Genomic DNA, 21,461 nt, shown 5'->3' on the forward strand with positions numbered 1-21,461 from the left:
CATGGCCGTACGCGAGATGGAACCGGTGGTGCTGGACCTGGCCCGGCTGGAGCAGATGGCCGAATCCGGCTACTACAACCCGTACACGATGTTCGACTGGCCCGACTCCATCGAGACCGACAAGCCGTGGATGAGCGAGAACCTGACCACGCTGGCCGGCACGGAGATGTGGGACGAGCTGAGCCGCGAGCAGCAGCTCGCCCTGACCAGGTACGAGACCGTCAACTTCTTCAGTCTCAACATCCACGGCATCCGTGAGCTGATGAGCGAGGTCGTGATGCGGATCCACGACCGGAACTACGCCGCTGTCTCGGAGTTCATGCACCATTTCATCGGCGAGGAGAACGAGCACATGTGGTTCTTCGCGCAGTTCTGCCTGCGCTACGGCGGCAAGCTCTACCCGCCCCAGCCGTCGCTGAAGGCGGACTCGGTCAACCACCTGTCCCCGGTGGCCCGCGAGCTGGTCGTCTTCGCCCGCATCCTGATCTTCGAGGAGATCGTCGACTACTACAACGCGCGTATGGCGAACGACCAGTCGTTGCCGGCCATCGCCCGGGAGATCAACCGCCTGCACCATCAGGACGAGAGCCGCCACGTCGCGTTCGGACGGCTGCTGTTCAGCAATCTGCTCGGCCAGGTGGCGGCGCGCGACCCGGAGGAACTGCCGGTCATCGCCGAATACCTCGAGAGCTACCTGCAGTACAGCATCGGCACCCTCTACGACCCGACCGCCTACCGCGACGCCGGCATCCCGGACGCGCTGGCGCTGCGGCGGCGGGCGCTGAAGCACCCCGTCCGGATCGCGGCGCACGACCAGATCCTCAAGCGGACCAGGAGCTTCCTGTCCAAGGCCGGCGCAGGTAGGGAACTGATCGCGCGATGACCGAACCCATGCTCGCCGTTCAGGAGTTCATCCTCGAACGCAATCCCAAGCTCGATCGGTTGAGCGGCGACCTCGACCTGATCGACAGTCGGGCCATCAACTCGTTGGCCTTCGTCGAGTTCATCTTCCTGCTGGAGGAACTGACCGGCCAGCCGGTCGATCCCGAGGACATCGACCTCGACGACTTCCGCACCCTCAAGGCGATCGAAGCGCGATTCTTCAACCACAAGGCGGCGTGATGACCACGGCAACCGACAAGGGCCTGAGCATCCTGGACGGTCCCCAACTCCGGCTGCTGCGGGCGGTGGACGGGGTGTTCCAGCGCTTCGCCGAAGGCTGGCAGGCCCCGGAGTTCCGATTCCCGTTCCTGATCCAGTGCCGGGACCTGGACAACTTCGACTACTTCGACAACTTCCCGCACCTCGGGCTGGCCGCTACCCGGCTGGATCCGCAGCGTCTCGGCAAGCTGCTGACCGAGGCGCCGCGGCCGCTGGAGAGTGTCCCGCCGGAGATCATGGAACCGACCGCGTTCGCGCTGCCCTCGGCCGCCTGCTACGCCATCTACCTCGACCTGGCCGGCACGGCGCTGCCCGACGCGGGGCTGTTGCGGACCACGCTCGCGACGTGCTTCCGCAACGAGGACCACTACGACGGCCTGCAGCGGCTGCTGGGCTTCTCCATGCGGGAGATCGTCTTCATCGGGCCCGAGGACGGGGCCAAGCACCACCTCGGGCGTGCCAAGGAGACAGTGCTGGCGCTGTGTGCCGCCCTCGGCCTGGACGTCCGGGTGGAGGTCGCGACGGATCCGTTCTTCGACAAGAACGGCAGCAAGGCCAAGATGCAGCGGCTGTTCCCGGTCAAGGAGGAGTTCGTCGTCCAAGGCCTGGCGATCGGCTCGGTCAACTACCACCGCAACTTCTTCGGCGAGCGGTGTTCCATCCAGGTGGCCGGGAGCCCGGCGCACACCAGTTGCCTCGCGTTCGGCCTGGAGCGGTGGGTGCACGTCCTGAGCCGGCACTTCGGCGACGCCACCGCCGCCCTGTCGGCGGTGGAGAGCGTGGCCTGATGCCCGCCACGGTGGCGCAGCTGCTGGGAGTCCGTGTCAGCCTGCTCCAGTCGGGGATGGGTGGCGTGGCGGGCCCCGAGCTGGCCTGTGCCGTGTCGGAGGCGGGCGCGGCCGGCTGCCTCGGCGGTTACAAGCTCGTCGGCGGGGCGCTGTCGGCCGCACTGAAGCGGCTGGTGGCGGGCACCGAGCACCCGGTCGGCGTGAACCTGATCCAGGAGGTCGTCGGGCCGGACGAACTCGCCCGGCAGGTGGCGCAGGTGCTCGACGAGACGCCGCAACGGGTGTACCTCTCGCTGTTCGGCATGGCCGACGACGCCGTGCTCCGGCGGATCACCGCCGTCGGGCGCGCGCTGGTCGTCCAGGTCGGGACCGTACGGGACGGTGTGCGCGCGGCCGAACGGGGCGCGATCGTGGTTGCCCAGGGCATCGAGGCCGGCGGGCATCTGCTCGGCACGTCGACCCGGGACGAGCTGGTCGCCGAGCTGCGGGCCGAGTTGCCGGACGCGTGTCTGGTCGCGGCGGGCGGCATCGGCTCGGCGACCGACGCGGCCCGGGCGGTGGCCGCGGGAGCCGACGGTGTGTTGCTCGGCACCGCCTTCGTGGTGGCGCGCGAGTCGCTGGCCCACCCGTACTTCAAGGCCGCGGTCTGCGCCTCCGAGGGGGCCGACACCGTGATCAGCGACGTCTACGAGATCGGCTGGCCGGGCCGGCGGCACCGGGTCCTGTCGACGGAGGTCACGCGCAATCCCGACCAGCCCAAGAACTTCATCGGCCGTACGACGGTCGAGGGGAAGCCGTACGTGGTGCCGCGATTCAGCGCCGCGGTGCCGACGGTCGCGACCACCGGCCGCATCGAGGAGATGGCGATGTACTGCGGCCTGTCCTGCGACACCGTCTCCGCCGAACTGTCCGCGGCCGACATCGTCGCCGAATTCGCCCACGTCCTGCCGGGCGCCGTACTCCCACAAACAGGGAAAGGATGAACCAATGCCTGGGTACGAGAATCTCTCCCGGCTCGATCTCACCTACCGTGAGGACACGCCGCGGATCGCCACTCGCGAGGGAGTCGAGCTCTATTGCGAGTCCCGCGGCGAGGGCACCCCGATCACCCTGCTCAACGCCTTCTTCCTGACCAGCCCGTCGTGGCGGGTGTTCACGGAGGAGCTGGAGAAGGACTACCGGCTGATCAGCTACGACCTGTGCAACCACGGCGCGTCCTCGCACGTCGGCGCGGAGCCCACCTGGGACGAGCACGTGGTCGATCTGATCGCGCTCCTCGACGCGCTGGAGATCGAGTCGACCTACCTGATCGGGGTGTCGTCCTCCACCCTCCTGGCGCGCGACGCCGCGCTCAGGCACCCGGACCGCATCAAGGGCGTCGTGCTCGCGGCGCCCGTCTTCGGCCCGCGCGGGATGCGCCGGCAGCGGCAGGTCCAGCGGGCCTGGCTGCGGACGCTGCAGACGCACGGCGTCCCGGCGCTCTACGAGCACCTGTATCCGGAGGTCTTCAGCGCCGAGATGAACGAGTTCCTGGGTGCGCCGGGCTTCCTGGGCTTCCGGGAGGCGTTCTCCGCCCTGTCCACGGTCGAGGACCTGGTGAACGGCCTGACCCGGGCCATGAACGACGAACACAAGCCCGAGATGCTGGCCGGTCTCCAGGCGCCGACGCTCGTGGTCATCGGCGACGACGACTTCCTGCTGAGCCCCACCGGCGCCCGGGAGCTGGCCGAGCAGCTGCCGGACGGTCGCCACGAGATCATGCCGAAGGCCGGTCACATCCCGTACGTGGACGACGCCGAGACGTTCCAGGACATCGTGCGCCGGTTCGTCGAAGAAGTGGAATCGCGTGGCTGACCAGGCGACCCAGGTGCGGCTTCGCATACGGGAGCTGCTGGTCGGCCTGTTCACCGACGCGGCGTTCCTCAGCGGCCTGCCCGACTCGGGGTCACTCCGGCAGGCGGGGGTGTCGTCGAACGCGCTTGTCAGTCTGCTCGTGGCGATGGAGGACGCCTTCGGCTTCCAGTGGGACGACGACGTCCGGCCGGAGGCGCTGCGTTCGATCGACTCGCTCGCGGACCACGTGTTGGCAGTGCACGCCTGAGGGTGTCCGACGGTGATCGATCCGCCCCTTCCCGGGCTCCCGGCCGAGATGCGTATCGAGTGGTGCCGGGTGCGGGCGCCGTACGACCCGGTGGAGCAGTCGGCGGCCGGTCGTCGGGCGGCGTCGGCGGCACTGGCCGCGGCCGGCGCCGCCGACGCCGCCGTGCCGCGCCACGCCGACGGTCGGCCGCGCTTCCCGCCCGGCTTCGCCGGTTCGATCTCGCACACCGACCGGCTGGCGGTCGCCGTCGTGCTCCCCGGCTCCGCCGCCGTGGGCGTGGACGTCGAGGAAGCCGCCATCAGCCCACGGGTCGCGCGATTCGTCTTTCGCGAGTCGGAGCGGCGGGCGCTGCTCGCGCCGGGATCGGAACTCACCCCGCAGGGGTTGTTCGCCGCCAAGGAGGCCGCGTTCAAGGCGATGTACGGGCCGGACACCGAAGACCTTTTGTTCTGGCACATCCGGCTCAGCCGTAGCGGCGATATGACGATCGCGTCCTGTCGCGATACGACTGCCCGGATCTGGATTCATTCCGAAAATTGTCTGTCGCTCGCCGTGGCAGTTGTCGTCGGATCGCCGACAGGTGCCACTTGAAGTGTTATTGCTCATAGCCGTATGTGAATTGCTCACCTGTGTGAATGCTGCTTGCCTTGCTACGGTCTTTCGGGGATCGCCCGAGCTCGATCAGTTCCTTGAGAGGAGTCGTCGTGTCGGATCCTAGGGACATCGCGGTCATCGGCATCGGATGCCGATTTCCGGGTGGAGTCGACTCCCCGGACGCGCTGTGGAAACTGATCGAGAGCGCCGGCGACGCGATCACGGAGATTCCGCCGGACCGGTGGGACGTGGAGCAGTTCTACGACCCCGAGAAGGGCGTGCCCGGCCGGTCGGTGTCCCGGTGGGGCGGGTTCCTCACCGACGTCGCCGGCTTCGACGCGAAGTTCTTCAAGCTCGGTGAGCGGGAAGCGCTCTCGGTCGACCCGCAGCACCGCCTGCTCCTCGAAACCGCCTGGGAGGCGGTCGAGCACGCCGGGATGCCGCCGTCGACGCTCGCGGGCACGCGTACCGGAGTGTTCGTCGGGCTGGCGCACATCGACTACGCGCTCGCCTGTCACGGCCCCGAGGCGCAGGACATGGTCCATCCCTACGGATTCACCGGCCCGGCGCTGAGCATGGCGTCCGGCCGGATCTCGTTCGCCCTGGGACTGACGGGCCCGGCGCTGAGCATCGACACCGCCTGTTCCTCGGGTCTGATGTCGGTCAGCCTGGCCGTGCAGAGCATCCGCAGCGGCGAGAGCGACATGGCGCTGGCGGGTGGCTGCATGCTCATGCTCGTCCCGGAGGCTGCCGTCTCCGCGTCCGGCCTGGGGATGCTGTCGCCCACCGGCCGTTGCCGGCCCTTCGACCAGGCGGCGGACGGATTCGTCCGCTCCGAGGGCTGCGGCATGGTGCTGCTCAAGCGCGCCTCGGACGCGCTGGCGGACGGCGACCGCATCCTGGCGGTGATCAAGGGGATCGCGTCGAATCAGGACGGTCGGACCGAGACGATCACCATGCCGTCGGTGTCCGCGCAGAGCGCCGTGCACCAGGCCGCGCTCGCCGACGCGGGCGTCGAGCCGGAGACGGTCGGCCTGGTCCAGGCACACGGCACGGGGACCCCGGTCGGCGATCCCATCGAGTTCCGGGCGCTGGCCGAGGTGTACGGCCGCGGCGCCGACGGCTGCGCCGTGAGTTCGGTGAAGTCGAACATCGGCCACACCGAGTCGGCGGCGGGCACCGCCGCGCTGATCACCACGGTCCTGGCGCTGCAGCACGGTGTCGTGCCGGGGACGCTGCACCTGAACGAGCTGAACAGCGAGATCAGCGAGCTGCCCACCCGGCTGTTCGTACCCGGGGAGACCCAGGCCTGGCCGAACGAGCAGCGACCCCGCCGGGCGGCCGTCTCCTCCTTCGGCATGTCCGGCACGAACGTGCACGCGGTCGTCGAGGAGGCCCCGGCGGTCGCCGGGACGCCCCCGCCGGCGGCCGAGGCGCTCCCGGAACGCACGCGCGGGCGGATGCTGTTCCCGCTCTCCGCCACGTCGGTGGGAGAACTCGCGCCGACCGCGGCCCGCATCGCCGACTGGCTCGACGCCCATGCGGACGTCGAGCTTCCCGACCTCGGATACACCCTCGCCCGCCGTCGCGAACACCGCGCCATCCGTACGGCGGTGATCGCCGCGGGCCGGGCCGAGCTGGTCACCGCGCTCCGCGGCATCGGTGACCGGGTGGTGGAACTGCCCCCGGATCCGGTGGTCGGCGACGACACGCGCGGGCCGGTCTGGCTCTTCTCCGGCCAGGGATCCCAGTGGGCCGGCATGGGTTCCTCGCTGCTCGCTACCGAGCCCGCCTTCGCCGACCTGGTCGCCCAGGTCGAGCCCCTCATCCAGCGCGAGTCGGGTTTCTCGGTGACGGAGGCGATGACCCGGCCGGAGACGGTGACCGGCATCGACCGGGTGCAGCCGACCCTGTTCGCGATGCAGGTGGGACTCGCCGCGGCCTGGCAGGCGGCAGGTGTCCGGCCGGGCGCCGTCATCGGGCACTCCCTCGGTGAGGTGGCGGCCGCCGTGGTCGCCGGAGCGCTCTCGCTGGAGGACGGCGTCAAGGTCATCTGCCGCCGTTCCCGGCTGTGCGCGAAGCTCGCGGGCGCCGGCGCGATGGCCTCCATCGAGTTGCCCGAGGCGCAGATCGAGCAGGAGCTGGCGCACCTGGACGACGTCGTCGTGTCGGTGGTCGCCTCACCGCGTTCGACAGTGATCGGCGGGGCGACCGCCCGGGTACGCGAGCTGGTCGCGGAATGGGAACGGCGGGGCATCTCGGCCCGAGAGGTAGCCGTTGACGTCGCCTCGCACTCCCCGCAGGTCGACCCCATCCTGAGCGAGCTGGCCGACGTGCTCACCGACCTGACGCCCGGCTGCGGCACGGTGCCGTTCTACGGGACGGCCCTGGACGACCCGCGGGCCCAGCCGTCGTTCGACGCCGACTACTGGGTGGCCAACCTGCGCCGCCCCGTGCGCTTCAGCACCGCTGTGACGGCCGCCCTCGACGACGGTCACCGCGTCTTCCTGGAACTGTCCCCGCACCCGTTGCTCACCCGGCCGGTGGAGCAGTGCGCCCAGGCGGCGAGCCTGCCCGCCGCCGCCATCGCCAGCATGCGCCGCTCCCAGGAGACCCCGTACGGCCTGCTGAACAGTCTCATCGAGGTGCACGCCGCCGGTGGCGCGGTGGACTTCGGCACCATGTACCCGGACGGCATGCTGGTGGAGGCGCCGCTGCCGACCTGGACGCGGCAGCACCTGATGGTCCGGCCGGACCATGCGCGGTCCACCCACACCGCCACGATCCACCCGCTGCTGGGTGTGCACGTCCGGCTCGACGAGGACGAGGAGCGCCACGTCTGGCAGTCCGACGTCGGCACGGCCGTGCTGCCCTGGCTGGCCGACCACCGGGTACGGGACGTGGCCGCCTACCCCGGCGCGGCGTACTGCGAGGCCGCCCTGACCGCCGCCGCCACGGTCTACGGACCGGGGGCCGAGGTGCACGGCTTGAAGTTCGAACGCATGCTGCTGCTGAGCGGGCGTACGGACCTGACCACCTCCGCGCGGGTGGAGATCCCGGGGCAGGCGATCTTCGAGGCGGTCGCCGACGAGGACGGCGAGCGGCCCCGGCTCGCCTCGGCCACCCTGGTACCCGCTCCGGCGGGCCAGGCCGAGCCCGTCCCCCTGGACATCGACGTGCTCCTCGACGAACACGCCGAACCGCTGCCGGGCGATCGGCTACGCGACACCCTGGCCGAGCGCGGCATCCAGTACGGACCGGCCTTCCAGGGGGCGAAGCTCGCCCGTCCGGGCGCGAGTGCGAGCGGCGACCAGACCGTGCTGGCCGAGGTCACGCTCCCGTCGCAGCTACGCAGCAACCAGGACGGCTTCTCCGTCCACCCCGCCCTGCTGGACGCCTGCTTCCAGTGCGTCGCCGCGCTGCCCGCCGTCACGGGTGCGGGTGAGGGCGGCCTGCTCCTCCCGCTCGAGGTACGGCGGCTCCAGCTCCTGTCCGCCACCGGCGGCACCAGGTACTGCTACGTGCGGCTCCACTCCAGCGACGGCAACCGGGTGATCGCCGACCTCCAGCTCGTCGACCAGTACGGCGCGGTCCTCCTGATCGTCGAGGGCCTCGTCATGGGCACCCGGGACAGCGACGGGGACGACGCCGACCAGGTGCTGAACGAGCGTCTGCTCACCATCGGCTGGCAGGAGCGGGAGCTGCCGGAGCCGGCCGAACCCCTCGCCGCCGGCCCGTGGCTGCTGCTCGCGTCCCCCGGGGCGGCGCCGGCGCCGGACGAGCTGGCGGAGGCGCTGCGTCACCAGGGCGGCCGGTGCGAGATCCGGCCGTGGGCCGCGCCGGACACGAAGGCCGCCCTGGCCGAGTCGTGGCACGGTGTCGTCCTGCTGTGCCCGCAGCCCACCGGCCCGGCCGGCGTGGAAGCCGTCGCGCGCGGCCGTGACCTGGTCGAGGCGGTCGTCGAGGTCGCCCAGGAACTCGCCGCCGCCGACGGGACCCCACCCCGGTTGTACGCGGTCACGCAGGGCGCGCAGCGGGTCGTGCCCGGCGACTCGGTGAACCTGGAGCACGCCGGGGTCCGCGGACTGCTCCGCGTGATCGGCGCCGAGTTCCCCGAGTTGCGGCCCACCCAGATCGACGTCGGCACCGGCCCGGGTGAGGGCCCGGCGGCGAAGGACGTGGCCGCGCAGCTCGCCGCCGACGCGGCCGAGGACGAGACCGCGTGGCGTGCGGGAAGCTGGTACACGGCCCGGCTCCAGCACACCCGGCTCGCCGCCGACGAACGCCACTCGGCCGTCGCCGGCGAATTGGACAACGGCGTGCGGATGGTGATCCGCCAGCCCGGCGACCTGGACACGCTGGAGCTGACCGTGGTGCCGCGCCGCGCGCCCGACGCCGGTCAGATCGAGATCGAGATCGGCGCCGCGAGCATCAACTTCCACGACGTCCTGTTCGCCCACGGCGAGTACAACGCCTTCGAGGGGGTGACCCCGGCGCTCGGCGTCGACTGCGCGGGCATCGTCGTCCGGGTCGGCGACGCGGTGACCGAGTTCCAGGTCGGCGACCGGGTGATGACCGGCGCCGCCACCGAGGGAGCCTGGGGCAGCCACGCGACGATCGACGCGGCGCTGGCGGCTCGGCTGCCGGACGCGCTGAGCGTCGAGCAGGGCGCCGCCGTCCCCGCGGTGTTCGCCACCGTCTGGTACGGACTCATGGACCTGTCCCGGCTGCGCGCGGGCGAGCGGGTGCTGATCCATTCGGCGACCGGCGGGACCGGGCAGGCCGCGATCGCCATAGCCCGGTACGTCGGGGCGGAAATCTACGCCACGGCCGGCAACGAGGCACGCCGGGAGTGGCTCCGCGCGCAGGGGATCGAGCACGTCTACGACTCCCGCAGCCTCGAATTCGCCGACCGCATCCGGGAGGACACCGGTGGGGCCGGCGTGGACGTGGTGCTGAACTCGCTGACCGGCGCCGCCCAGCGCGCCAGCCTCGACCTGCTGTCCTTCGGCGGCCGCTTCGTCGAGATCGGCAAGCGCGACATCTACCGGGACGGCAAGCTGAGCCTGGCGCCCTTCCGCCGCAACCTGGCGTTCTACAGCGTCGACCTCGAACTGATGGCCGTGGCCGACCCGGGCCGGCTGGGCCGCCTGCTGCGTGAGGTGTCCGAACGGCTCGCCGCGGGTGAGCTGGCGCCACCGACTACGACGACGTTCCCGCTGGCCGAGGCGGCGACCGCGATCCGCCGGATGGCCTCGGCCCAGCACCTGGGAAAGCTCGTCCTCACCACCACGGTGGCGCCCGGCACGCGGGCCGCGCTGACGCCGGAACGGGTCCCGGTGTTCCGCGCCGACGGCGCGTACATCATCACCGGAGGTCTTGGCGGTCTCGGCCTCCGATTGGCCCGCCACCTCAGCGAGGCCGGCTGCGGCCGGATCGTGCTGAACTCCCGGTCCGCTCCGAACGAGGAGGCGGCCCGGCAGATCCGGCAGCTGCGCGACGCGGGTACCGACGTGCAGGTCGAACAGGGGAGCATCGCCGACCCGGAGACCGCGCGGCGGCTGGCCGCGGCGGCCCGGGCCGGCGGGCTGCCACTGCGCGGGGTCCTGCACGCCGCGGCGGTGGTGGACGACGCGACGATTCCGAGCATCACGCACGATCTGATCGAGCGCGACTGGACGCCCAAGGCCGACGGCGCCTGGCATCTGCACGAGGCGACCGCCGACGACGACCTCGACTGGTTCTGCTGCTTCTCCTCGGCCGCCGCGCTGCTCGGTTCGCCCGGCCAGGGCGCCTACGCCGCGGCGAACAGCTGGCTGGACGGGTTCACCGCCTGGCGGCAGGAGAAAGGGCTGCCGGTGACCACCATCGCGTGGGGGGCCTGGGGTGAGATCGGACGTGGTGCGGTTCTCGCGGAGGCCGGCGACACCGCCATGATCGCTCCGGACGAGGGCGTCCACGCGTTCGACGTCCTGCTGCGGCACACCCGGCCCTACACCGGTTACCTTCCGCTGAACCGGGCGCCGTGGCTGACCGCGCTCGCCGCGCGCAGCCCCTTCGCCGCGGCCTTCCGGGACGACCGCGGCGAGCGGTCCCAGAGCTCGCAGCTGCGCCAGGAGTTCGAGGCGCTGCCCGCGGAGGACCGCCTCGCCTGGCTGCGCCGGTTCGTGGCGGGCGAGGCCGCCGCGATCGTCCGCGGCACCGTCGACCCCAGCCGGCCCTTCAACGACTACGGCCTGGACTCGCTCGGCAACCTGGAGCTGCGTACCAGGATCGAGACCAACCTCGGCATTCGCGTCGCACCCAAGGCGGTCGCCGAGAACAACTCCGCCCAGGCACTGGCCCAGTACCTGGCGCACTTCATGGGCAACTGAGGACTGGCATGACCGCGATCCTTCTCTCCGGCGCGACCGGATCACTCGGCGGCCACCTGGCCGCGGCCCTGCTCGAACAGACCCACCCGGTGATCTACTGCCTGGTGCGGGCCGGTAGTCCCGCAGCCGCCGACCGGCGGCTGCGGGAGCGCATGGCCGAGGTCGGCGTGGACGACCCGGCCCGGCTCGTAGCCGTGCCCGCCAACCTGGAGGCGCAGCGGCTCGGTCTGACGCCACGAGCCTGGGACGACCTGGTCGGCCGGGTCGCCCAGATCTTCCACTGCGCCGCCTCGGTGCACCTCACCGCGGCGTACCAGCAACTCGCGCAGGCCAACGTCGGCGGCACCCGGGAACTGGTCGCCATGGCCACTGCCGTGGCCGAACGCTCGGGCCGTCCGGTCGGCTTCCACTATGTCTCCACGCTGGCGGTCTTCCTCGACGCGATCCGGGCCGGGATCGAGGTGGTCGACGAGAACACGCGACCGTCCATGGAGACGGCCGGTGAGCTCGGCTACCCACGCTCCAAGGTGGCCGCGGAACGCGTGGTGGCCCGCGCGGCCGGGAGGGGCGTGGTCGCCACCGTCTACCGCCCCGGGCTGGTCACCGGGCACTCGTCGACCGGCGCCACCTCCAGTTCGGACCTGCTCATGCCGGTGCTGCGGGCGGTGGTCGCGGTCGGACACACCCCCGACCGGGCCGAATCGGTGCCCGGCGAGGCGGTCGACCTCGTCGCCCGGCACATCACGCACCTCTCCGTCGATCAGCCGGGTGGGCAGGCGTACCACATGGTCAGGCCGGAACTCGTCTCGATCATGAGCGGCTTCGAGGCGCTGCGCCGGGCCCGCTACCGGTTGGGCGAGGTGTCGGCCGAGAAATGGTGGGAGCTGGCGGCGCAGCACCGCGACCACCCGGAGGTGGCGCCTCTGCTGCACATGGGTCCGATCGGCCGACGCATGCTGGGGCTCGAACCGGACTACCCGCCGCCGCCGGTCCGCAGCGACCACACGTACGACCTCATCAGGCGCTCGTCCCCGGCGCCGGCCGCGCTCGACGACGCCTTCTTCGACCGGCTGGTCGCCAACGGGCTCAGCCGGTTCGCTCCCTTGCCGCGGGTCTAGCCGGCCGGCCGGCACAGCTCGGAATGAGGCCGGCCGGCACCGCTGGGGATGACGGCCGGCCGGCGGCGCGTCACGCCTGGCGGACGGCCTTCCTCCTGGCGAACGCGTTCGCCGGCCGCGCCCCGGCGGCGAGTGCCCGCCGGTCGATCTTCCCGTTCGCCGTGACCGGCATCCGGTCGACGACCGCCCAGAGGGACGGCACCATGAAGGACGGAAACCGTTCGGCCAGGCGTCCGCGCAGGTCGACCGGGGTGACGTCCGTTCCGGGGGTCAGCCGGACGGCGGCCAGCAGCCGTTTGTCGGCGGTGGTGCCGTCGGCGACCGTGACGACGGCGTCCTCGACCTCCGGGTAGCCGTTCAGGGCGTCAGCGATGGCGGTCAGCTCGATGCGGTAGCCGCGGATCTTCACCTGGTGGTCGGCCCGGCCGAGGAACCGGATGCTGCCGGCGTGGTCGATCCGGACGAGATCGCCCGTGCGGTAGATCCGCTCCGGAACGTCGGGTGAGAAGCGGCCGAAGCAGCGGTCGGTCTCCTCCGGGTCGTTGACGTAGCCCACCGCGAGCCCGTCGCCTCCCGTGTACAACTCGCCGACGGCGCCCGGTGCCAGGAGCCGTGCCCGGCGGTCCAGGACGTACACTCGGGTCCCGGGGACCGGGGTGCCGATCGGGAGCGGGCCGTCGACGTCCCGCGGCGACCGCACCGGGTGGTACGTCGTGAAGGTCGTGTTCTCGGTCGGGCCGTAGCCGTTGGTGAAGGTCAGGCCGGGATGGTCGGCGAGAGCGCGGGCGACGTGCTCGTGCGGAACCACGTCGCCGCCGCTGAGCAGGTGCCGCAGGGTGCCGAGCGAGGCGGGTGCGATCTCCTGGACGAGGCGGAACAGCCCGGCCGTCAGCCAGGCCACCGTCACCCGCCGTTCCGCGATGAACTCGCCCAGTTCGCCAGGTGACACCAGACCCGGCGGACACACCTCCAGGGTCGCCCCGGACAGCAGCGAGCCCCAGAGTTCGAGCGTCGAGGCGTCGAACGCCAGCGGCGAGAGGCGGAGCACCCGCTCTTCCGGGCCGAGCATGAGGTAGTCGGCGTCGTGGACCAGCCGGATGACCCCACGGTGCGGGACCACGACGCCCTTCGGCTCGCCGGTCGATCCCGAGGTGAAGGCGATGTAGGCGACCCGATCGGGGTCCGGCGTCACGGGCGGCGCCGGCGGCGCGGCCGGAGCCCGGTCCGGTCGCCACGGACCGACCACCGGCACGGCGTGCGGGGCGACCGCGTCGACGTCGTCCTCCCCGACGATGGCGGCGGCAGGCGCCGCCTTGGCCACGATCCGGGCGGTGTGCGCGGCCGGCTGCGTCAGGTCGACGCCGATGTACGCCGCGCCGGCCCAGAGCGTGCCCAGGACGGCCACCGCCTCCGCCACGGAGCGCTGAACGCCGACCAGCACGGCGTCGCCCTCCCGGACGCCGGCCGCGCGGAGGAGCCGCGCCTGCTCGGCGGCGGCGGCGGCCAGTTCGGCGTACGTCAGCGCCGAGTCCTCGTCCCGCACGGCCACCGCGTCCGGCCGGTCGGCCGCCCGCGCGCGGAAGAGCGCGTCGAGGGAGGTGGCCGGGAAGGAGCGGTCGGTCGCGTTGATCCTCTCCAGGATCTTCCGGCCGGCCGGGGAGATGCAGCGGACGTCGGCCAGCGTCATCGCGTCGTCGCCCGTCGCCTCGACCAGCTCGTCGACGGCGGCGACGAAGCCGAGGGCGAACCCGTGCGCCTCGCCGTCGCTCCATCGGCCGGCCGCGTACTCCAACAGGCCGGTGTGGCCGGGCCCGTCCTGGCCGAATCGCACGCCGATGTCGAATCGCGGTACGCCGCCCGTCAGCTCCTCGACCCGGACCCGGCCGGCGCCAGTCGCGCTCTCGCCGGGTTCGTCAGGTGCGCTCAGGAACGCGCGGACCGGTGCCGCGGGGGACTCGGCGGCGCCCAGCCGGTGCGCGAGCCGCGGCAGCGACACGCCGTCGGCGTTCGTGCTCCAGGCGAGCGACTCGTGGACCGCGCGGACGAACTCCGCCGGTGAGCGGTCGTCGGTGATCTCGATGCGGACCGGAAGGAGATCGCCGACGCGGGAGGGCACGCCCACGAGCAGTGTGTCGGCGCCGGTCGTCCGGCCGAGCGTCAGCCCGAACGCGGCGAGCAGGAAGGCGGGAGCACCCACCGCCAGGGCACCGGCCCGGTCACGTACCGCCTCCGTGGTGGCGGCCGGCAGGTGGAGCGGGAGACGGCCGACCGACGGGTCGCCGGTGCGTGGCCGGTCAGCCGGGATCTCGAGGTCGGTGGGCACCCCGGCCAGCCGCTCCGCCCACGACTCGGTGCGGCTCGCTCCGTCCGGGTTGCGGTCGTCGCCGTCGGTCGCCCGCCCCGGCGCCGGACCGTTCGTGCACAGGTCGTCCGCGCGCGCCAGCAAGGCGTCCAGCAGCCGGCCGGCACCGTGCGTGTCGATGAGGCGCGGCGGTGCCACGACCGCCACCGCACGCAGCGCGCTCCCGTCGGTGAGGAGCAGCAGGCGCATCGACACCGCCGGGTCGAACCGGGGTCGTCCGAGTTCGCGTGCCGCCCGGCGGGCGTGGTCCTCGAAGCCGTCCGCCGGACCGTCGTGTTCGAGGTGGACGACCTCGGGGGTGTGGTGCGCGAGGACGTCCGCCGCGGCGTCGGCCACATGTTTCGCCGCCGGGGCGTCGCCGTCGACGAAGCCGATGATTACCGAGTTGCGTTCCGCGGGATTCTCAGGAGTCATCAGTGGAGTTCTCCGGCTGCGCCTGCCTCAGTCGGATCAGCAGATCGGCCTGCCCGCTGACGGTGTCGGCCTTCAGGACCTCGATCGTCTTGAGTTTCTGCCCGCTGGCCTTGGAGAGGCGGTCCACCAGTACGAACAGCAGATGTGAATCGCCGCCCGAGTCGAAAAAGCCGATGTCGTCGTCGGGTTCGAAATCGAGAACGTCCCGCCACACCGAGCGAACGAGCTCCAGGACGTCGGTCGAGCCGCTGAAGTCCAGGTCAGCGGAGTGCGAGCGGGGTGAACTCTCCATGGTCTGCACCTTTTTCGATTCATCCACCGGCTGGTCATGGTATCGGCCGCGGCGTCGGCGGCGATATATGAAAAACTCATCATCGGGCGCGTATTTTGCACGACGCGCATGGATACCCTTCCTTCCGTCATGATCCAGAATTAGACTGGAACCGTGCGCGCCTGCCGATACGCGTGTACGTAGGAGAGTGGCGATGCCGCTGGACCGGATGCTCAAGTACCTGATCGCGTGGCAGAGCGCCGACGGATCTCCCATTCCGGACCGCGAACTCACTCTCCAGCAGGCCCGTGCGCGTTATCGCGAGAGCGCGATGGGCCAGCGCCACGGCGCGGCCACGCCCGCCCCGGCGGTGGCCTCGGCCGACCGCCTCGTGGACGGGGCCGACGGCTCGTCGGTCGCGGTGCGGATCTTCACGCCCGAGTCGGCCGGCGATCGGGTGGTGACCTACCTGCACGGCGGGGGATGGGTGCTGGGCGACCTGGACAGCCACGACTGGGTCTGCCGCGACCTGGCGGCGTCGCTCGGCGCGGTAGTCGTCTCGGTCGACTACCGGCGGGCGCCAGAGTTCCCCCACCCCGCACCGCTGCGCGACGCGGTCGCCGCGGCCCGCTGGGTCGCGGCGTCCTTCCCCGGCCGGCGGCACCTGATCGCCGGCGACAGCGCCGGCGGCAGCCTGGCCCTGGGTGTCGCCCTCGTCGCGCGCGACCTGCGTCCCGCCGCCCTCCTGCTGATCTACCCGGCGCTGGACCCGAGCCTGGCCATCGCCTCGGCCAGCCCTTGCGCCGAGGGCTACCTCCTGAGCGTGCGCGATCTGGCCTGGAGCTACGACCAGTACCTCCCCGATCCGCACCGACGCGCCGATCCCGCTGTCGATCTGCTCAAGGCCGACTTCCGCGGTCTCCCGCCGACGATCGTCGCCACCGCCGAGTACGACCCGCTCCGGGACGAGGGCGTGGAACTGGTGGCGCGGATGCGCGCCGCCGGGGTCCGCGCGCGCCACGTGCCGGGGGAGGGCCTGGTGCACGGCTACTTCCTGATGCAGGGCATGGTGCCGTCGGCCGCCGACGGCGCGCGGCGGGTGATCCAGGAGACGGACCAGCTGCTGGAGGCCGTCGCGCCGGGGCCGGACGACCGCCCGGCGCCCGACCGCGCGCCGGCGCCGGACGCGCCGGCGCACGACATGCTCCGAACGCCTCGGTGACCGGCGATGGCGGCCACGAACAGCGGAAGGCTCACCGGCCGCCCTCGTCGGCGGCCCCGGTACGGCGTGGACGCGCCGGGGTACGCGGTGGCGAACGCCGTCGTCGGGATGGCGGGGTGCCTGGCCGCGGTCCGGTGGCGGCGCGGCCGGGCGGCGACGGCGCTCGCGGGCGCGGTCCTGCTGTCCTCCACCGCGGTCTACCTCCACACCACGCTCCGCGGCAAGCTGCGCGTCTGGGAACGGGAACTCGACCGGATCGCCCTGAAGGGGGACGAGCGGCTGCTCGACCTGGGGTGCGGTCGCGGGGCGGTGCTGATCGCGGCGGCCCGCCGGCTGCCGTCGGGCCGCGCCACCGGCGCGGACCTCTGGATCGGCAAGGACCAGAGCGGCAACAAGCCCGAGGCCACGCTGGCAAACGCCGCCGCGGCCGGAGTCGCGGACCGGGTGGAGGTGCGTACGGCAGACCTGAGCGCGCTCCCGTTCCCGGACTCCTCTTTCGACGTCGTGACCAGCGCACTTGCCATCCACAACATCCCCTCACGGCGGGGACGGCAGCGCGCGGTGAGTGAGGCGGTGCGGGTGCTGCGCCCGGGCGGGCACCTGCTCGTCGCCGACTTCTGGTGGTCGGCCGCGGCGTGCGCCGCGCAGATCGGGCAGGGCACGTTGCGCCCGCTCGGGCCCGCTTACTGGTACGGCGGCCCGTGGCTCGGCGTCACGCTGCTGCACGTCGTCAAGCAGGACCGTCCGAAGGAGGCGAGGCCGTGGTGACCGCAGCCACGATCAGCTGGAGTTGGCTGATGGCCCGGCAGCAGCAACTGCTGCTGCTCTCGTCGCTCATGTCGATGGTGCTGTTCACGGTGGTGACGATCCCCGCTGACATCCGCCACGCGCTCGGCTCCGAGCAACCGCTGAACTGGCTGGTCACCATCACGGTCTTCACCGCGCTGGCGGTCCTCCGGCGGTTTCCCATCGGTATCGCGGCGATCGCCGCCGTCGGGACCGTGCTGCTGGTGGCCGAGGGAATGGTCTATCCGCCGACCCTGCTGGCCCTGTTCTGCGCGCTGTACTGGGTCGCGGTGGACGGCCCCGCGGTCCGGGCCCTCGCGGTCGGGGTCACCGTCAAGGCGACGCTGCTGACCGCCTCGCTCATCGCCAATCCGGGCATCTCCGGTGTCGTCATGGTGCTCTGGGCGGCCCTGGCGATCACCACCGGCAGTGCGGCCCGTAGCCACCGCGCCTACGTCGCCGAGGCCGAGGACCGGGTGCGGCGGGCCGACCAGGCCCGTGAGGAGGAGGCGAACCGACGGGTCGCCGAGGAGCGGCTGCGCATCGCCCGGGAGCTGCACGACGCCGTCGGCCACCACGTCGCGCTGATCAACGTGCAGGCGGGCGCGCTCGTCTGCCTCCTGGACGACCAGGACAGATCCCAGGCCATGGAGTCGGTCCGGCACATCCAGCAGGCCAGCCAGGAGGCCCTGGAGGAGCTGCGGCTGACCGTCGGGCTGCTGCGCGAGGCCGGTGCGCCCGAGCCGACCGAGCCGGTGGCCGGCCTCGACCGGCTCGGGGAGCTGATCGGCTCGTTCGCGAGCGCCGGCCTGCGGGTCACCCGGGAGGTGACCGGCCGGCCCAGGCCCGTACCGGAGGCCGTCGGGGTGACCGCGTACCGGGTCATCCAGGAATCACTGACGAACACCCGCAAGCATGCCGACTGTGACACGGCGGTGGTGCGGCTCGTCTACACGAACGGGGCGCTCCGGCTGGCCGTGGAGGACGAGGGCGGACCGGTCACCCCCTGCGACCAGTACCCACCGGGCGGGCACGGGATCGTGGGGATGCGGGAACGGGTGGCCGCCGTCGGCGGGCAGCTGGCTGCGGGCCCTCGGCCCGGGGGCGGCTACCGCGTCTTCGCCGAGCTTCCGCTCTGATCGGCGACACGGAGGACCGATGACCACTACCGTCTCAGCGACCACGCACCCCGCCACCGCGGCGCCCACACGCGTGGTCCTCGCCGACGACCAGGACCTCATCCGCGCCGGCCTGCGGCTGGTGATCGATCGCGCGCCGGGCCTGACGGTGGTGGGCGAGGCGGCCACCGGCGCCGACGCGGTCCGGACCGCCCGTGAGACGCGGGCCGACGTCGTCCTCATGGACATCCGGATGCCGGGTCTCGACGGTCTGGCGGCCACCCGCCGGATGGCCGCCGACGACAGCCTGGCCGGCGTGCGGGTGCTGATCCTGACCACGTTCGAGGTCGACGAGTACGTCTTCGAGGCGTTGCGGTCCGGGGCCAGCGGCTTCCTCGGCAAGGGCGCTCGGCCGGAGGTGCTCATCGAGGCGATCCGTACCGTGGCCCGCGGGGACGCGCTGCTCTCACCGTCCGCCACCCGAAGCCTGATAGCCAGATACCTCACGCTGCACGACAGCGAGCCGGTCCGCCCTTCGTCGCTGCTTGCCACGCTCACGGAGCGTGAGCGGCAGGTGGCGGCCATGGTCGCCGAGGGGATGTCCAACGCCGACATCGCCGATCAGCTCACGCTCAGCCCGCTCACCGTCAAGACCCACGTCAACCACGCCATGAGCAAACTCGGTGCTCGTGACCGTGCACAGCTCGTCGTCCTGGCCTACCAGACCGGTCTGGCCATTGCGCCGCGTCTCCAACCCTGAGCACGTCTACTGCGATCGCAGTAGACGAGGCCGTGATCCGCACCGAATGGCGCGGTAGCGGCCGCGTAGTCACTGCGGCTGGCCGGTGACTGAACCAGCTCGGAACCTCGACGATGGGTAACGGAACCAATCGGATGGAGGATCATGCAAGCCATTGCGCGCTGGTGCTATCGGCACCGCTTCGCCGTCATCGTCGCCTGGGTGGCTCTGCTCATCGGCCTTGGCGCGATGTCGCAGGCGGTGGCGACCACGTACGACAACTCTCTGATCCTGCCGGGCACCGGCTCGGGTGAGGCCCAGACGCTGCTGCAGAAGTCCGCACCGGCCCAGGCTGGCGACTCCGACCAGATCGTCTGGCAGGTGGATCAGGGCAAGGTCACCGACCCGGCCGTCCAGCAGCGGATCTCGGCGATGCTGTCCGAGGTGTCGCGGGTGCCCGAGGTGACGTCCGTGGTCAGCCCCTACCAGCCGGGTAACGAGCTCCAGATCAGTGCGGACGGCCGCACCGCGTTCGCCACAGTGACCTTCGCCAAGGCGGCGGACGACCTGGAGGGCGACAACGTCAAGCAGGTGATCACCACGGCGACCGACGCGGCCCAGCCGGGCCTCGCGGTCGAACTCGGTGGCAAGGCCATCTCCAGTGCCGAGCAGAAGCCGGAGTCGGTCGCGTCGCTGATCGGACTGATCGCGGCGGCCGTCATCCTTCTCATCGCCTTCGGTTCCCTGCTCTCCGCGGCGCTGCCGATCGTCACCGCGATCGCGGGTGTGGGCAGTGCCATGATGCTTATGGCCCCGCTGAGCCACATGATGTCCGTGAACGCCATCGCGCCGATCCTCGGCACGTTGATCGGTCTCGGCGTCGGCATCGACTACGCGCTCTTCATCCTGACGCGTCATCGCCAGGCTCTGATGTCCGGGCTGGACCCGGAGGAGGCCGCCGTGCAGGCGCTCAACACCTCCGGCCGGGCGGTGTTGTTCGCCGGTGGCACCGTCTGCATCGCCCTGCTCGGTCTCCTCACCATCGGCGTCGACTTCGTCACCGGGCTGGCCGTCCCGTCGGCGATCACCGTGGTGTGCACGGTGATCGCCGCGATCACGTTGATGCCCGCGCTGTTCGGGATACTCGGCATGCGCGTGCTGAGCCGCAAGCAGCGCCGCACGCTGGTCGCCGGCGAGTCGCTCACCACCGCCCCGAGCAGCACCGGCCTCTGGGCGCGCTGGTCGCATTTCATTCCGCGGTACCCCGCCCTGCTCGCCGCCCTCGGGGTCGCGGTCATGCTCGTGGTGTCCGCGCCAGTGCTGGATCTGCGGCTGGGCTTCGCCGATGCGTCGAACGACGACCCGTCGACCCATACCTACAAGTCCTATCAACTGCTCGCCGAGGGCTTCGGACCCGGCTTCAACGGTCCGCTGTTCCTGGTCGCCGAGACCCGGTCACCCGCTGATCGGGAGGCACTGTCCCAACTCGGCACCGCGCTCGCCGCCGTGCCCGGGGTGGCGGCGGTCCAGGGCCCGCCTCCGCAGACCGCGGCGGACTCCGGTCCGGCGATCCAGATGATGCAGGTGATCCCCACGACGGCGCCCCAGTCCGAGGACACCGCCAACCTGATCACCGACCTGCGTGACACAGTCATCCCGCGCTACACGCAGGGCAACACGCTCGAAGTCCACGTGGGCGGGTTCACCGCCACCTTCGTCGACTTCGCGGAGATGACGAGCTCCAAACTGCCCTGGCTGCTCCTCACCATCGTGGGTCTCAGCTTCCTGCTCCTCGTGCTGGCGTTCCGCAGTCTGCTCATCCCCGCGGTCACGGCGGTCCTGAACCTGCTGGCGTCGGCGGCGGCCTTCGGAATCCTCACGGCGTTCTTCCAGTGGGGTTGGGGAACCCGGCTGTTCGGCCTCGGCGAGCCCAGCCCCATCCAGGGCTACCTGCCGGAACTGGTGTTGGCGGTGCTGTTCGGGCTCTCCATGGACTATCAGGTGTTCCTGGTCAGCCGGATGGCGGAGGAGTGGGCGCGTACCCGGGACAACACCCAGGCGGTGATGGCGGGCCTGACCCAGACGGCACGGGTGATCACCACGGCGGCGCTGATCATGATCGCGGTGTTCGTCGCCTTCATGTTCCTGGGTGATCGCGCCATCTCCCAGTTCGGCATCGGCTTGGCTGCCGCGGTGGCGCTTGACGCCTTCATCCTGCGGACAGTCCTCGTGCCGGCAGTCATGTACATGTGCGGTCGAGCCAACTGGTGGCTGCCCAGTTGGGTGGACCGGCGACTGCCGCACCTGGCCATCGAGCCGTCCGACGAGGCGCGGTCCGCCCCCGCCCTCATCTGACCCTCGTGGCTGTGAGCCACGGTGGGCCCCCGGAGTTCCGGGAGCCCACCGTGGTGCC

At 71.6% G+C, this 21,461-nt stretch carries 16 protein-coding genes; 14 read left to right on the top strand and 2 right to left on the bottom strand.

Annotated features, from left to right (window positions below; translation table 11 throughout):
- Position 1 precedes the first annotated feature (1 nt).
- The 9 genes from ACFYON_RS05795 to ACFYON_RS05835 all read left to right on the top strand — a co-directional run bounded on the left by ACFYON_RS05795 (position 2) and on the right by ACFYON_RS05835 (position 12,136).
- On the top strand, positions 2-883 hold the full coding sequence (locus tag ACFYON_RS05795; protein WP_354868357.1) for a diiron oxygenase: 882 nt from the start codon (positions 2-4) through the stop codon (positions 881-883).
- Complete coding sequence (locus ACFYON_RS05800; protein ID WP_354868360.1) at positions 880-1,122, top strand: hypothetical protein; 243 nt, start codon at positions 880-882, stop codon at positions 1,120-1,122. Before ACFYON_RS05795 ends, ACFYON_RS05800 begins: the two co-directional genes overlap by 4 nt.
- A complete protein-coding gene (locus ACFYON_RS05805) occupies positions 1,122-1,949 on the top strand; it encodes a hypothetical protein (protein ID WP_354868362.1) in 828 nt (275 codons plus the stop codon). The genes ACFYON_RS05800 and ACFYON_RS05805 overlap by 1 nt, the downstream gene beginning before the upstream one ends.
- A complete protein-coding gene (locus tag ACFYON_RS05810) occupies positions 1,949-2,932 on the top strand; it encodes a nitronate monooxygenase (RefSeq protein WP_354868364.1) in 984 nt (327 codons plus the stop codon). The genes ACFYON_RS05805 and ACFYON_RS05810 overlap by 1 nt, the downstream gene beginning before the upstream one ends.
- Before the next feature lie 4 nt (positions 2,933-2,936).
- Positions 2,937-3,803 carry an alpha/beta fold hydrolase gene (locus tag ACFYON_RS05815; protein ID WP_387188804.1) on the top strand — a complete coding sequence of 289 codons (867 nt, stop codon included), beginning with the start codon at positions 2,937-2,939 and terminating at the stop codon, positions 3,801-3,803.
- Positions 3,796-4,050 (top strand): hypothetical protein, encoded by a 255-nt coding sequence (locus ACFYON_RS05820; RefSeq protein ID WP_354868368.1) that lies wholly within the window; start codon positions 3,796-3,798, stop codon positions 4,048-4,050. The genes ACFYON_RS05815 and ACFYON_RS05820 overlap by 8 nt, the downstream gene beginning before the upstream one ends.
- A 69-nt stretch (positions 4,051-4,119) precedes the next feature.
- Positions 4,120-4,641 (top strand): 4'-phosphopantetheinyl transferase superfamily protein, encoded by a 522-nt coding sequence (locus tag ACFYON_RS05825; RefSeq protein ID WP_354868370.1) that lies wholly within the window; start codon positions 4,120-4,122, stop codon positions 4,639-4,641.
- 113 nt (positions 4,642-4,754) lie between these two features.
- Positions 4,755-11,018 carry an SDR family NAD(P)-dependent oxidoreductase gene (locus ACFYON_RS05830; RefSeq protein ID WP_387188803.1) on the top strand — a complete coding sequence of 2,088 codons (6,264 nt, stop codon included), beginning with the start codon at positions 4,755-4,757 and terminating at the stop codon, positions 11,016-11,018.
- Positions 11,019-11,026: 8 nt separating this feature from the next.
- Complete coding sequence (locus ACFYON_RS05835; protein WP_354868376.1) at positions 11,027-12,136, top strand: SDR family oxidoreductase; 1,110 nt, start codon at positions 11,027-11,029, stop codon at positions 12,134-12,136.
- A 70-nt stretch (positions 12,137-12,206) separates the two neighbouring features.
- On the opposite strand, the gene ACFYON_RS05840 is transcribed toward ACFYON_RS05835, so the two are convergent.
- Together ACFYON_RS05840 and ACFYON_RS05845 are read right to left on the bottom strand one after the other, a co-directional pair.
- Positions 12,207-14,912, bottom strand: a complete 2,706-nt coding sequence (locus tag ACFYON_RS05840) for an amino acid adenylation domain-containing protein (RefSeq protein WP_354868378.1) — start codon at positions 14,910-14,912, stop codon at positions 12,207-12,209.
- On the bottom strand, positions 14,902-15,231 hold the full coding sequence (locus ACFYON_RS05845; protein WP_354868380.1) for a phosphopantetheine-binding protein: 330 nt from the start codon (positions 15,229-15,231) through the stop codon (positions 14,902-14,904). The genes ACFYON_RS05840 and ACFYON_RS05845 overlap by 11 nt, the downstream gene beginning before the upstream one ends.
- Positions 15,232-15,397: 166 nt before the next feature.
- On the opposite strand from ACFYON_RS05845, the gene ACFYON_RS05850 reads away from it, so the two are divergent.
- The 5 genes from ACFYON_RS05850 to ACFYON_RS05870 all read left to right on the top strand — a co-directional run bounded on the left by ACFYON_RS05850 (position 15,398) and on the right by ACFYON_RS05870 (position 21,403).
- Positions 15,398-16,405, top strand: a complete 1,008-nt coding sequence (locus tag ACFYON_RS05850; protein ID WP_354868383.1) for an alpha/beta hydrolase — start codon at positions 15,398-15,400, stop codon at positions 16,403-16,405.
- 6 nt (positions 16,406-16,411) lie between these two features.
- Entirely contained in the window at positions 16,412-17,173 is a 762-nt protein-coding gene (locus tag ACFYON_RS05855; protein WP_354868386.1) for a methyltransferase domain-containing protein, read from the top strand.
- Positions 17,170-18,330 (top strand): sensor histidine kinase, encoded by a 1,161-nt coding sequence (locus ACFYON_RS05860; protein WP_354868388.1) that lies wholly within the window; start codon positions 17,170-17,172, stop codon positions 18,328-18,330. The genes ACFYON_RS05855 and ACFYON_RS05860 overlap by 4 nt, the downstream gene beginning before the upstream one ends.
- A 19-nt stretch (positions 18,331-18,349) precedes the next feature.
- The gene (locus ACFYON_RS05865) at positions 18,350-19,069 is read left to right on the top strand and encodes a response regulator transcription factor (RefSeq protein WP_354868390.1); all 720 of its coding nucleotides are present in this window, start codon (positions 18,350-18,352) and stop codon (positions 19,067-19,069) included.
- A 144-nt stretch (positions 19,070-19,213) separates the two neighbouring features.
- Complete coding sequence (locus tag ACFYON_RS05870) at positions 19,214-21,403, top strand: MMPL family transporter (RefSeq protein WP_354868393.1); 2,190 nt, start codon at positions 19,214-19,216, stop codon at positions 21,401-21,403.
- Positions 21,404-21,461: the final 58 nt, after the last annotated feature.

The organism is Micromonospora sp. NPDC005686 (genome assembly GCF_042871665.1).
Taxonomy (GTDB): Bacteria; Actinomycetota; Actinomycetes; order Mycobacteriales; family Micromonosporaceae; genus Micromonospora.